We start from the raw sequence: 13377 nt of genomic DNA on the forward strand, positions 1-13377 counted from the left end.
CATAAAGATAAAGAAAAAAGACTACTTATTTTGTTTTTGATAATAAAATCCCGGAACAAATAATAAGACAAAAATAGGCTGAATCAAAAACCTGCGAACGTAAAATAAGACCCAATTACTATTTTCATTCGCAAAGTAGACTATGTAGAAAAAAGCAACAATTAAAATCATGAAGAAAAAATAATACAGGACGAAGGCAAATTTAACCATCGCGACATCCTTGAAAATGACATAAATAATACCCAATGAAATAACGGTATTTAATGTGTAACGGAACAATAGTCCTAAAAATAATTGAGTTGAATTGAAACTTGGTAGCCTTAACTTGGCAAAATCTTTTTTGAAAAAATCCAGAAAAGGATCATAAAACAACTGATTTTCAAAAGCACGAACAACCACTAATAATACAACCAAAAGAAGGAATTGTACAAATCTCAGTTTGTTATTTAATATCTTTTGAAGCATATCTTGAAAATTTACGAACCCAAATTAACCACAAAATAAAAACTACACCATAAATATACAAAGGAAAAAGGACTCCGTGTAAAAACGGCTCTTGTTTTGGAAAATAAAAAATCAGTGCACTTAAAGCAGCTATTCTCAAAATATTCAACACATAAATAAGAAGGCTTCCGCCAAAGATAAAAAGCAGCGTTGCTTGTAGCTTCCCCGAAAAAGCTAATACAAATGAAATAAACAAAATAATTACACTAATTGCATTACAGCCTTCTACAATACGGGCAACATATTTTTGATTATAAAACAGCTTCATATAAGGATGCGCAGCACTTTCTTCAATTGAAGATCCATTATTGAACAATTGCAACACTTGCTCCGTATTTTCACTCACCATTCTGGTAATAGAATCTATTTTATTTTCCTCAAAACCATTAAGATAGCACTGATACAAAAAAGTCAGTGCTATATAACTTGAAAAAAAGGTTGCCAAAAAAAGCAAAAACGGTTTGTAGAGAATAAAATATTTTTTCAAAATCTATTTTTTAACAAATTTATGTAATTTTTGAAACTGGCTTTAAATACTTTTGCATAAATAAAAATTAAAAACATGACATTTCAAGAATTACAACCAAAAGTAACCGAAATCACTTTAAATACAACGCTGTCAAGAGACGAAAAACTATTGTCTATTTGTGAGCTTCTTAGCGACTCCATTTCCTATTACAATTGGGTTGGATTTTATTTTGCAAATCATGAATCTAAAACATTGCACTTAGGACCGTATGTTGGAGCAGAAACAGATCATACTGTAATCCCTTTTGGAAAAGGAATTTGCGGACAAGTAGCAGTTTCTAATGAAAATTTTGTAGTTCCTGACGTTGCAGCGCAAGACAATTATATCGCTTGTAGTTTTACCGTAAAATCAGAAATTGTAGTACCACTTTTTGTAAACGGAGAAAACATAGGACAAATTGATATTGACAGCCATGTCTTGGATCCTTTTACTAAAGACGATGAATTATTTTTGGAATTTGTAAATACAGAAGTAGCTAAATTGTACTAAAATAATTACATTTGACAGCAAATAAAAACATCTTATGTCAACTAATCTATTTGCTGCAATATTATTTTTGGTATCCACTTTCTCATTTTCACAAACTCCAAAAGACGGAAAAATATTTTTAGATTCAACATGGAATGAGACTACTGAAGCAAATCATAAATATTATAGAATAATTAAAGATTATTATTCTGATAAAGAAAGCTATAAAATTTATGATTATTTTAAATCAGGAGTCTTACAAATGGCCGGAGCCTCAAAATTCAAAGATCGTTTACAAAAAGAAGGTCCGTTTGTTTATTATTATGAAAATGGTAACAAAGAATCCATGGAAAGTTATATAAACGGTTCGCAAACTGGAAAACAATATAATTGGTATCAAAATGGACAAAAAAAATCAGAGACTGAATATTTCATAGATAACAACAGTAGAACTCCTAGTTATAAAATAATTCAATTTTGGGACATCAATGGCAACCAAAAAATAATTGACGGTATTGGTGAATATGAAATAAAAACTGACAATTTCTATGAAACTGGAAAAATTGTTAATGGTTTAAAACATGGAACATGGGAAGGTATTGTTGATTCCGAAAAGTATAGCTATACCGAAAATTATGTAGAGGGAAATCTTATATCTGGAACAAGCACAGATTCTAACAATATTAAATATAGTTATACTTCAATAGCTACTATGCCTGAACCCAAAAAGGGGATAAAGCATTTTTACAATTTCATTAGCAATAATTTCATCAAACCTAGCGAAGCTAAATTATATAAAGTATCGGGCATTGTATATTTAACATTCATTATTGAAAAAGACGGTAGAGCGAGTGATATTAAAGTCGTCAGAAAATTAGGTTTCGGAATTGATGATGAAGCTATTCGAGTAGTAAAAAGTTATAACCAATGGAGCGCTAGTAAAACAAGGGGAATGAACAGAAGTGTATTGTATTCTTTACCAATATCAATAAAATAATTTTCAAAAGAGTTAAATGCTATTTTGAAAATTGGATGATACAAAACACTAATGTCATCTAAAACTTGTCGGTTTGAAAATAAAGATTATCTTTGCACCCGTCTTACAATAGATGTACGACATACATAAAAATCATTAAACAAATATTGGAATGTATTTAACTAAAGAGATTAAAGAAGAGATCTTCGCTAAACACGGAGAAAAAACAAACACTGGAAAATCAGAAGCGCAAATTGCTTTGTTCACTTTCAGAATTAGCCACTTAACTGAGCACTTGAAAAAAAATCGTCACGATTATAATACAGAGCGTTCATTAGTATTGCTTGTAGGTAAAAGAAGAGCTTTGTTGGATTACTTGAAGAAAACAGAAATCAACAGATACCGTGAAATTATCAAAGTATTGAATATCAGAAAATAATCAATATAAAAGAGGTGCGAAAGTGCCTCTTTTTGTTTTTATACACAATAATAAAAAAAGTTTGGTTTTTCATTGGGTTTTAGGCATTAACTACGCAAAACAACAACTACAACACAACTAGAACCCATGTTTAACTAATAAATTAAATTTATGATTCCACAATTATTTGTAGAAAGTATCGATTTAGGTGATGGCAGAAACATCACAATCGAGACAGGTCGTTTAGCCAAACAAGCGGATGGATCTGTAGTAGTAAGAATAGGTAAAACTGTTATTTTAGGAACAGTAGTATCTTCAAGAAAAGCAAGTCCAGGTATCGACTTTTTACCTCTTACGGTAGATTATCGTGAAAAATTTGCTGCAGCAGGACGTTTCCCTGGTGGTTTCTTCAAAAGAGAAGCTCGTCCAAGTGATAACGAAGTGCTAACAATGCGTTTAGTAGACCGTGTATTGCGTCCACTTTTCCCAGATGATTATCACGCAGAAGTTCAAGTGATGATTCAATTAATGTCTTATGATGAAGATGTAATGCCTGATGCATTAGCAGGTTTAGCCGCTTCAGCAGCATTAGCTTTATCTGACATTCCTTTCGAAACTTTAATTTCTGAAGCTAGAGTTGGAAGAATTGATGGTAAATTCATCATCAATCCAAGTCGTGCACAATTAGCATTATCTGACATAGATATGATGATTGGAGCTTCTATGGATTCTATCGCAATGGTAGAAGGTGAGATGAAAGAAATTTCAGAAGCAGAAATGCTAGAAGCAATTAAATTTGCACACGAACACATTAAAAATCAAATTGCTGCTCAACTACGTTTGCAAGCTGCTTTTGGAAAAAAAGAAGTTCGTACTTACGAAGGTGAGAAAGAAGATGAGGCTATTTACGCTAAAGTAAAAGCAGCATCTTACGATAAAATCTATGCTATTGCAAGTAAAGGTTCTTCTAAACAAGAACGTACAGCTGCATTTGCAGAAGTAAAAGAAGAAGTAAAAACATTATTTACAGAAGAAGAATTAGCAGAAAATGGCGATTTAGTTTCTAAATATTTTTACAAAACTAACAAAGAAGCGGTTCGTAATGTAACCCTAGATTTAGGAACACGTTTAGACGGAAGAAAAACTACCGAAATCAGATCAATCTGGAGTGAAGTAGATTATTTACCATCTGTACACGGATCAGCATTGTTTACACGTGGAGAAACACAAGCTTTGGCAACTGCAACTTTAGGAACATCTAGAGAAGCAAACCAAATTGACTCTCCATCTGAACAAGGTGAAGAAAAATTCTACTTACATTATAACTTCCCTCCTTTCTCAACTGGTGAAGCTCGTCCTTTAAGAGGAACTTCAAGAAGAGAAGTAGGCCACGGAAACCTAGCTCAAAGAGCATTAAAAAATATGATTCCTACTGATTGTCCTTATACAATTCGTGTAGTATCTGAAGTTTTAGAATCAAATGGTTCATCTTCTATGGCTACCGTTTGTGCTGGAACATTAGCTCTTATGGATGCTGGTATCCAAATGATTCGTCCAGTTTCTGGAATAGCAATGGGGTTGATTACTGATGGAGAACGTTTTGCTGTATTGTCTGATATTCTTGGTGATGAAGATCACTTAGGAGATATGGACTTTAAAGTAACTGGAACTTCTGTAGGAATTACAGCTTGCCAAATGGACATCAAAATCGACGGTTTGAAATACGAGATTATGGAAGCTGCTTTAGCGCAAGCTCGTGACGGTCGTTTACATATTCTTGGAAAATTAATCGAAACTTTAGCTGAGCCAAAAGCGGATGTTAAAGCATATGCTCCAAAAATCATTACAAGAACAATTCCTGGTAACTTTATTGGTGCTTTGATTGGACCTGGTGGAAAAGTAATTCAAGAATTACAAAAAGCCACTGGAACAACTATCGTAATCAACGAAGTAGACGAACAAGGAGTTATCGAAATCTTAGGAACAGATCCTGCTGGAATTGAAGCAGTATTGGCTAAAATTAAGTCAATCACTTTCAAACCACAAATGGGAGAAGCTTACGAAGTAAAAGTTATCAAAATGCTAGATTTTGGTGCAGTTGTAGAGTACCTTGACGCTCCAGGAAACGAAGTATTACTTCACGTTTCTGAATTGGCTTGGGAAAGAACAGAGAATGTTGCCGATGTAGTAAACATGGGTGATGTATTCATGATTAAATATTTAGGTTTAGATCCTAAAACTCGTAAAGAGAAAGTATCTAGAAAAGCCTTAATGCCAAGACCTCCACGTGAGGAGAAAAAAGAGTAATCAATTCTTAGTTTACTAAAGGTTTATTTATAAAAAATCCCGTTTCATGAATTTGAAACGGGATTTTTGTTTTTAAATTAAATTATTTTTGAAACTATTGTAACTTTTTTGAAACTCCATACGTATAATCATTTGTACACTTAAAAATTGAGGAGACAAAAAAAAACATGAGACAACTAAAAATCACCAAGCAGGTAACCAATCGTGAAACTGCTTCATTAGACAAGTATTTACAAGAAATTGGAAAAGTTGACCTTATTACCGCTGACGAAGAGGTAGAATTAGCACAAAAGATTAAAGCCGGTGACCAGAAAGCATTAGAGAAATTGACAAAAGCCAATTTACGTTTCGTGGTTTCGGTAGCAAAACAATATCAAAATCAAGGATTAACACTTCCCGATTTGATTAACGAAGGAAATTTAGGATTGATAAAAGCTGCACAACGTTTTGATGAAACACGTGGTTTCAAATTCATATCGTATGCCGTTTGGTGGATTCGTCAATCTATTTTACAGGCATTGGCTGAACAATCTCGTATCGTTCGTTTGCCTTTAAACAAAATTGGTTCTATCAATAAAATCAACAAAATGTACGCTTTATTAGAGCAATCTAACGAGCGCCCACCATCTGCTGAGGAAATTGCAAAAGAACTTGACATGACCGTAAATGACGTAAAAGAGAGCATGAAAAACTCTGGTCGTCACTTATCAATGGATGCACCTCTTGTAGAAGGAGAAGACTCTAACCTTTATGACGTTTTACGTTCAGGTGAATCTCCAAATCCAGACAGAGAATTAATCCACGAATCATTGCGTACCGAAATTGAGCGTTCATTAGAAACATTGACTCCAAGAGAGGCTGATGTAGTTCGCTTATACTTTGGTCTTGGTGATCAGCACCCAATGACTTTAGAGGAAATAGGAGAAACTTTCGACCTAACTCGTGAGCGTGTGCGTCAAATCAAGGAAAAAGCAATCCGTAGATTAAAACACACTTCCAGAAGTAAAATACTAAAAACCTATTTAGGATAAAACAGTCAAAAGTCATAAAGTCAAAAATCATAAAGTTTAACAGCAGTATGATTTTTGACTTTCGGCTTTCGACTAATAAGTAACGACGGTCTGATTAACTGTTCGTTTTTTGATTGATGATTGAAACTCCGGCTGATTACCGGAGTTTTATTTTTTAATCTGATTTCTTTTCACTTTTCACTTTTCACTTTTCACTTTTCACTTTTCACTTTTCACTTTTCACTAATATGGCGTAACCCTCCGTAAAAACTTCGGGTCAGGCTTTTGGCTATATCTCTCCGCTACGCTACGAGGATGTCGCCTCAAATGAAATTCACTGAACACATATAAAAATAAACCCCTAGTGAAGTAATCCCTTACGTAAATCGCAAGACAAATCACTACTTGAATCGATAAAAAACTTTCTCCAATTCGTGCAAAAAAACTACTTTTGCACAAACAACACAATCTGTAAAGATGCACTGCACTGCTTCTCTATAAAACAACTACACAATGAAGAATACACTTATTGCACCATCAGTACTTGCTGCCGATTTTGGGAACCTGCAACGCGACATCGAAATGATCAACAACAGTGAAGCCGATTGGTTTCATATTGACATCATGGATGGCGTTTTTGTTCCAAACATTTCTTATGGAATGCCAGTTCTGGAAGCCATCAACCGACATGCAAAAAAAACAATTGATGTTCACTTGATGATTATCGATCCAGACCGTTACATTAAAACTTTTGCTGAATTAGGCGCAAATATCCTAAGTGTACACTATGAAGCCTGCACACACCTTCACAGAACACTACAAGCCATCAAAGCCGAAGGAATGAAAGCTGGAGTAGCCATCAATCCACACACTAATATTGACGTATTAGAAGATGTAATCAATGATATTGATTTAGTTTGTATCATGAGTGTGAATCCAGGTTTTGGAGGACAATCGTTTATAGAAAACACCTATGCTAAAATTGAAAAGCTAAAAGCTTTAATCCTCAAAAAAGGAGCAACTACAATAATTGAAATTGACGGTGGTGTAACCAATAAAAACGCCAAACAATTAGTGGAAGCTGGAGCAGATGTTCTTGTAGCTGGAAGCTATGTTTTTAAAGCTAATGATCCTATTGCAACTATCGCTGATTTGAAAAAATTGACAACTATATAAAAGCAAAAAGTCCCTTAATTGGGACTTTCTCATTTAGCTCATGAGTAGTATTATATTAAATCATCATAAATTTTTTAATATCCTTTTCACTAATCATAGGATTAGCACCTTCTTGACCTGCTACTAATGCTCCTACCGCACAGGCATAATTTAATGCCTTTTGTGGCGATTTCCCTCTAAGTAATCGAATAAGAAGAGAAGCTAAAAAAGAATCTCCTGCACCTACTGTATCTACTACTTTTACAAAATAACCACTATTGTAATAAAATTTATCATTATAATATAAAACCGCACCAAATTCTCCTTTAGTTACACAAACCTGTTTTGTATTTGTTTTCTCAGCAATGAATTTAATATTTTGTTCAAATGAATTATATGGGGACCCCAATTCTCTACTTATTTCGCGCAATTCTTCATCATTCAACTTAATAAAATCAGCTTTTTGCATCATATTACTTAATACTTCTGTTGTATAGTATGGAGCTCTTAGATTGGCATCGAAAACTTTATATTTTGCCTTATCTAAAAGTGAAATCAAAGTTTCTCTAGAAACCTCATCTCTGGATGCTAAACTTCCAAACACAAAAACATCTGCTTCAGAAATCACTTTATCCATTATTTCAGTTTCTACAATTTTGTCCCAAGCAGAAGGATATAATATATCATAAGAGGCATTTCCCTTTTCGTTTATCATTACATGTACCGCGCCCGTTTTGTATTCTTTAGTTACTTGAATTAAATCAGTAGTGATTTCTTGACTGCTTAAAAAAGATAAAATATCTTCTCCGTTTTCATCCGCACCAACACGACTTATCATTGTAGTTTCTACCCCAAGGGAGTTCATGCGTAAAGCCACATTCAATGGAGCTCCTCCAATTTTTTTATGTGTTGGAAAAATATCCCATAAAACTTCCCCAAAACATACAGCACTTAAAGTGTATTTTGCATTCATAATAAAACTTATTAAAAAATTAAGAATAAGTACAAAACCAACCTATTCAATAAAACATTTAAAAGTTAAAGGCAAGAACATATCTTGCCTTTAACACAATTTAAACAAACACCAAAACAAATTTAATCCTTAATATCCAGGATTTTGTTTATATAAACCTCCTGTAAAATCAATTTCTCTTTGAGGTATCGGATAATACTCATCTCTACCTGCCGTAAACTTTGCATTAGAAAGAAAATCTCTTTTAGTTTTCTCAACATTAAGGTAGGCATTCAAAACGGGCTCAGCAATACCCCATCTTACTAAATCAAAGAATCTTGGTCCTTCCATACCAAACTCCAATCTCCTTTCAAACATTAACGCCTTCATTGCGTAGTCTTTTGATGGGAAAGCAACATAAGGTTGAACTTTATAAACATTTGAAGCTCCAGCCGCCAAAGTCATTGCAGTACTAGCTGCAGCTCTAGCTCTAATTTGATTAATCAAAGGTAACGCTTCTGCATATCTATTCAATTGAATTAATGCTTCTGCTTTGAATAATAAAACATCTGAGTATCTAATAAAATCAACGTTTTTAGAAGTACCTATGAATGGTCCGTTTTTCACATAGCAAGAACAGTCTGGAGATTGTTGCTCTTTCATATTTCCAAAGTATCCATAAACCCCTGGATCTCTAGCCCAACTCAATTTATAGACCATATCTCCTGAATTTTTTAGCGTGTTTTTATATTTAAATGGTCTTCCCGGAACACCAACAGTATGGTCAATTCTTGGGTCTAAAGTAACTCCAACTGCTAGTGGAGCATCACCATTGGTTATTGTATTAAAAATATCTGAATTATTGAAAGTGTCTAATAATGGTAAGCCATTAGCATCAGTTCTAAATGCATTCACCATATTTTGGCTTGCCACATGAAAGCCACAACATCCATACAAAGGTGTTCCATGAGGAGAGTTTAATCCTGTAACAAAACTTACTCTTCCTGTATTGGTTCCGTCATTTATAGAGAATTGTACAGCCCAAATAGATTCTGAACCATTATCATGGCCATCTAAAAAATTATTCCCAAAGTCAGGCTCTAAACTTCCTGTCACTTTATCAGCATAATCTATTACTTTTTGTAATTTTGTTGCATCTATACTAGTTACTTGATGCGCATCATTTTGCTTATATGCCTGATATAAACTTAATTTTGCAAGATAAGCAGCTGCAGCATTTTTATCAGCTCTACCAACCTGATCCTGACTTTGTTGTAAATTATCAAATGCAAATTGTAAATCAGCTGCAATTTTGTCCCATAAAGCATCACTTGACAAATCATTTGACGTTTTTAATATGTCTTCTTGAGTAAGCTCTTCTGTGATATAAGGAACTTTATTAAACAACAACTTTAGCATAAAATGAGAATGTGCTCTTAAAAAACGTAATTCTGCTTGTCTTACTTTTTTCAATGGATAATCTGCATCTGGAATTGCATTGATAACTGACAAGGCAAAATTAGCTCTAGAAATCGCTTTATAGTGATTTGTCCAAGTTCTAGGTAACATCCAGTCACCATAATCTGCAATAGTTGTATTGTATTGTTCATAACGGTCAATTGCATCAACATCCCCACGACCTCCACCTCCTTTATAGGCATCATCAGATCGTACACTTCCGTAAACCCATTGGTTTGTTATTGGACCAACCATTTCGTCATTTCCAATTGCAGCATAGGCCGCGTTTACAAGTGCTTCTGCATTTGCAGCTGTTGCCACATTTCCAGAAGACAATACTCCTGTTGGTTCATAATCTAAAAAATCGGAGCTACATGATGTCAAAAATAAAATTGACAAGCAAATGGTAACTATATTATTATATTTCTTCATGATAATTAATTAAAAATTAAAGTTTACACCTAATGAGAATGTAGTTGGTACTGGTATTCTATTAACATCTGTTCGTTCTGGATCGGAACCAATATATCCTTTTGGAGTAAACCAAAATAAATTTTCTCCTTGAGCATAGATTCTACAACTTGTGATGAATCCCGATTTTTGAACTAACTCATCTGAGAATGAATACCCAATTTGTATGTTTCTAACTTTGAAATAAGAATTATTTCTTAAGATATAATCTGACATCTGTGTGTCATTGTTTGCTAATGAAAGAGATGGCACCTCAGTATTTGTATTTGTTGGTGTCCAAGCATTCAATGTTCCAGGGCCAGCATTATCTCTTCCTTGAACAAAATTATTCCAAAAAATATACGGATCAACCCCAACTCTGCCGGCTACACCAGAACCAAAAATGGAGAAATCAATATTTTTATAAGCCAAACTAATATTAATACCGTATTCTAATTTTGGAAGAGTTGTACCAATAAAAGTTCTATCATCTGAATTAATCACATTATCCCCATTGATATCAACAAATTTAATACCTCCCAATCGAGAACCTACTTGAGTAGCATGTGCATCTATTTCAGCTTGATTTTGGAATAAACCCTCTGTTTTATATCCAAAAACTTCGAATTGTGAATGCCCAATTATTGAATTAGCTGCAGTTCCTGGATAAGCTGCTCTTACCTCTGCTGGCAAATCAGTAATTTCATTCTTGGTAGCACCAAAATTTGTGGTAATATTAAAAGACAATCCATTATCTAATTTATCTGCATATCCTACTGTAAGTTCCCAACCTTTATTTGCAGTTGAAGCACCATTTACAAAACGTTGCTGTCCTTCTCCAACAGCAGATGCAACTGGTGGTCTAATCAAAATTCCCTCTGTCTTTCTTGAGAAATAATCAAAGGATCCTGATAATTTATCTCCGAAAAAACCAAAATCCAAACCTACATTAACCTCTTTAGTAGTTTCCCATTTTAACCCTGAATTCGCAGCTTGTATGGATACAAAACCAGAAGGCAAGTTTCCGGTATTAGCTCCATTCAAATCATAAGCAGTACCTACGTTATAATAAATGTTGAAAAAATCTGGATTATAAACATTTTGATTTGGTCCGTATCTCGCTTCATATAAACCAAAACGAGCATTATCACCAATAGATTGATTTCCTACTTCTCCATAACCAGCACGTAGTTTCAAGTTTGAAACTGCTTTTACATTTTGAAAGAATTCTTCTTTATTTATCCTCCATCCTGCAGTAATCGCTGGAAAAATACCATATCTATTATCTTCACCAAATCTTGATGAACCATCTCTACGAATAGTGAATGAAGCTAAATATCGGTCAGAAAACGAATAATTAAATTTACCAAACTGAGAAAGTAGTCTACTACCAGTTGAAATTCCATTGTTTGTTCTAGCTCCAGTAGCTGCAGATAGTGTAAAATAAGATTCTGATTCAACCGCAAATCCCTCTGCACGTGCAAACAACGTATTCAAATCCGTTTTGGTTGATTCAGTTCCTATTAGGATTCCAAATTTATGCTCACCTACATTAAGGTTATAATTTAAAGTATTTGAAATTGTTAAACTAGTGTATTTATTGGTGTCAAAAGCTAAACTATTATTGTTTCGGTTGACAAATCCATTTCTCACGATCGGTTCAATGTCTTTTCTACTGAAATCATTAAAATCCATCCCAATACTATTTCTAAAGGTTAGCCCTTTTAAAATGTCAATTTCAGTAAAAACATTACCGTACAAAGCCATTTTTTTGCTATTATCCCATCTGTTCAAATATTGCATTAATAGTGGGTTATTTCTATCTGAATAACCGGAACCCAATGGGCCAGCATATTCGCCAGATGCAGTGTAAACTGGAATCGTTGGGGCAAGAGTTATAGCTAAACCTGGTGTTGGAGCGCCTCCAACGTCATTAGCGGCATTTCTTTCGCTTGATTGTGTAAATTGAGAATTCACACCAAATCTTACCTTATCGTTAAACAACTTGAAATTGGCATTAAGTCTTGCAGAATATCTCTCATAATTAGTGAATTTTAGCATCCCAGAATTATCTAAATATCCCATATTCAATACCGCATTTGCTTTATCAGATCCACCAGATACAGATAAATCATTATTGATAAGAAGTCCAGTTTTATAAACAGTATTCTGCCAATCAGTATCTCCTGAAAGAACATTAGTATCTCCACCTACATATGGTTTTACACTTACACTATTCAATATTGGATTACTGAAATCATTATTCCAATCAAAATCATAGATTTCTCCATATCCACCAGATGGGCTTGCGCCATCGTTAACAGATGCTTGCCATAACACTTTTCCTCTATCTAGAGCATTAAGCATTTTGTATCGTTGTTTTTTCTCGGAAAGTACAGAAACGTTTGTACTATATGATACTTTAGTCACACCCCCTTTTGCAGCATTTTTAGTGGTAACAATGATTACCCCATTGGCAGCTCTAGAACCATAAATAGAGGAAGCCGATGCATCTTTTAAGACTTGAATAGATGCAATAGCACTAGGACTCAAACTAGCAAAAACCTCAGGTCTAGTTGTAGGAACCCCATCGATAACATACAATGGATCTGTATTACCAAGTGTACTTACCCCTCTAATTAATATTCTACTATTTGCCCCACTTGGATCTCCTGATTTCTCTATATTCAAACCAGCAATCCTTCCTTGCAAAGCTTGCATAGCATTTCCAGAACTCATGGTTTGCCCAGTAATAGGTTTCAGTTCAACTACCGTAACGGCACCGGTTAAATCGGCTTTTTTCTCTTTACCGTAACCCGTTACAACAACCTCTTGTAGTTTTAAGGATTCTGCTTTCAAAGCAATATTTAAAATAGTTTGTCCATTAAGTTTAACAGACTGAGATTCATATCCAGTAAAACTAAATATTAAAGTTGCATTTTTGTCTACATTGTTTATCGAAAACTGACCGTCGAGATCCGTAGTTGTTCCGACTTTAGTTCCAGAAACCAGTACTGATGCACCAGGAAGAGACATTCCGTCTTCGGAGGAAGTTACCACTCCTTTAATTCCTATATTTTGGGCCGATACAGAAAAAAACGACCCCATCAGGATTAAGTAAAGAATAATTTTGTGTTTCATAATTTAGTT

General features: G+C 34.1%; 11 protein-coding genes. 6 read left to right on the forward strand and 5 right to left on the reverse strand.

Annotated features, from left to right (window positions below; genetic code table 11):
- Positions 1 to 21 precede the first annotated feature (21 nt).
- Both QLS65_RS01440 and xrtF read right to left on the reverse strand, forming a co-directional pair.
- Positions 22 to 465 (reverse strand): exosortase F system-associated membrane protein, encoded by a 444-nt coding sequence (locus QLS65_RS01440; RefSeq protein ID WP_282714760.1) that lies wholly within the window; start codon positions 463 to 465, stop codon positions 22 to 24.
- The gene (gene xrtF, locus QLS65_RS01445; protein WP_282714762.1) at positions 443 to 991 is read right to left on the reverse strand and encodes an exosortase family protein XrtF; all 549 of its coding nucleotides are present in this window, start codon (positions 989 to 991) and stop codon (positions 443 to 445) included. The genes QLS65_RS01440 and xrtF overlap by 23 nt, the downstream gene beginning before the upstream one ends.
- Before the next feature lie 75 nt (positions 992 to 1066).
- On the opposite strand from xrtF, the gene QLS65_RS01450 reads away from it, so the two are divergent.
- From QLS65_RS01450 to rpe, 6 genes are all read left to right on the forward strand, one after another.
- Positions 1067 to 1522, forward strand: a complete 456-nt coding sequence (locus QLS65_RS01450; protein ID WP_282710681.1) for a GAF domain-containing protein — start codon at positions 1067 to 1069, stop codon at positions 1520 to 1522.
- Between the two features lie 34 nt (positions 1523 to 1556).
- On the forward strand, positions 1557 to 2498 hold the full coding sequence (locus tag QLS65_RS01455) for an energy transducer TonB (RefSeq protein WP_282714765.1): 942 nt from the start codon (positions 1557 to 1559) through the stop codon (positions 2496 to 2498).
- A 151-nt stretch (positions 2499 to 2649) separates the two neighbouring features.
- Positions 2650 to 2916 carry a 30S ribosomal protein S15 gene (gene rpsO, locus QLS65_RS01460; RefSeq protein WP_035670202.1) on the forward strand — a complete coding sequence of 89 codons (267 nt, stop codon included), beginning with the start codon at positions 2650 to 2652 and terminating at the stop codon, positions 2914 to 2916.
- A gap of 150 nt (positions 2917 to 3066) precedes the next feature.
- Positions 3067 to 5202, forward strand: coding sequence for a polyribonucleotide nucleotidyltransferase (locus tag QLS65_RS01465; protein ID WP_282714767.1), 2136 nt, complete (start codon positions 3067 to 3069; stop codon positions 5200 to 5202).
- A 167-nt stretch (positions 5203 to 5369) separates the two neighbouring features.
- Positions 5370 to 6233: a sigma-70 family RNA polymerase sigma factor gene (locus tag QLS65_RS01470; protein WP_007137700.1), complete on the forward strand. Its 864-nt coding sequence runs from the start codon at positions 5370 to 5372 to the stop codon at positions 6231 to 6233.
- 492 nt (positions 6234 to 6725) lie between these two features.
- Positions 6726 to 7388: a ribulose-phosphate 3-epimerase gene (rpe, locus tag QLS65_RS01475; RefSeq protein WP_282714770.1), complete on the forward strand. Its 663-nt coding sequence runs from the start codon at positions 6726 to 6728 to the stop codon at positions 7386 to 7388.
- 55 nt (positions 7389 to 7443) lie between these two features.
- On the opposite strand, the gene QLS65_RS01480 is transcribed toward rpe, so the two are convergent.
- The 3 genes from QLS65_RS01480 to QLS65_RS01490 all read right to left on the reverse strand — a co-directional run bounded on the left by QLS65_RS01480 (position 7444) and on the right by QLS65_RS01490 (position 13368).
- Positions 7444 to 8340, reverse strand: a complete 897-nt coding sequence (locus QLS65_RS01480; RefSeq protein ID WP_282710687.1) for a carbohydrate kinase family protein — start codon at positions 8338 to 8340, stop codon at positions 7444 to 7446.
- 129 nt (positions 8341 to 8469) lie between these two features.
- A complete protein-coding gene (locus QLS65_RS01485) occupies positions 8470 to 10209 on the reverse strand; it encodes a RagB/SusD family nutrient uptake outer membrane protein (protein WP_282714772.1) in 1740 nt (579 codons plus the stop codon).
- 9 nt (positions 10210 to 10218) lie between these two features.
- Positions 10219 to 13368 carry a SusC/RagA family TonB-linked outer membrane protein gene (locus QLS65_RS01490; RefSeq protein ID WP_282714773.1) on the reverse strand — a complete coding sequence of 1050 codons (3150 nt, stop codon included), beginning with the start codon at positions 13366 to 13368 and terminating at the stop codon, positions 10219 to 10221.
- Between the last annotated feature and the right edge of the window lie 9 nt (positions 13369 to 13377).

This window comes from Flavobacterium algoritolerans (assembly GCF_030010385.1).
Lineage (GTDB): Bacteria > Bacteroidota > Bacteroidia > Flavobacteriales > Flavobacteriaceae > Flavobacterium > Flavobacterium algoritolerans.

What these genes read in the sequence shown, in the direction of transcription:
- QLS65_RS01465 (WP_282714767.1), top strand. Translation starts at nt 3,067, where the DNA reads ATGATTCCACAATTATTTGTAGAAAGTATCGATTTAGGTGATGGCAGA.
- QLS65_RS01455 (WP_282714765.1), top strand. Translation starts at nt 1,557, where the DNA reads ATGTCAACTAATCTATTTGCTGCAATATTATTTTTGGTATCCACTTTC.
- rpe (WP_282714770.1), top strand. Translation starts at nt 6,726, where the DNA reads ATGAAGAATACACTTATTGCACCATCAGTACTTGCTGCCGATTTTGGG.
- QLS65_RS01470 (WP_007137700.1), top strand. Translation starts at nt 5,370, where the DNA reads ATGAGACAACTAAAAATCACCAAGCAGGTAACCAATCGTGAAACTGCT.
- rpsO (WP_035670202.1), top strand. Translation starts at nt 2,650, where the DNA reads ATGTATTTAACTAAAGAGATTAAAGAAGAGATCTTCGCTAAACACGGA.
- QLS65_RS01490 (WP_282714773.1), bottom strand. Translation starts at nt 13,368, where the DNA reads ATGAAACACAAAATTATTCTTTACTTAATCCTGATGGGGTCGTTTTTT.
- QLS65_RS01480 (WP_282710687.1), bottom strand. Translation starts at nt 8,340, where the DNA reads ATGAATGCAAAATACACTTTAAGTGCTGTATGTTTTGGGGAAGTTTTA.
- QLS65_RS01450 (WP_282710681.1), top strand. Translation starts at nt 1,067, where the DNA reads ATGACATTTCAAGAATTACAACCAAAAGTAACCGAAATCACTTTAAAT.
- QLS65_RS01485 (WP_282714772.1), bottom strand. Translation starts at nt 10,209, where the DNA reads ATGAAGAAATATAATAATATAGTTACCATTTGCTTGTCAATTTTATTT.
- QLS65_RS01440 (WP_282714760.1), bottom strand. Translation starts at nt 465, where the DNA reads ATGCTTCAAAAGATATTAAATAACAAACTGAGATTTGTACAATTCCTT.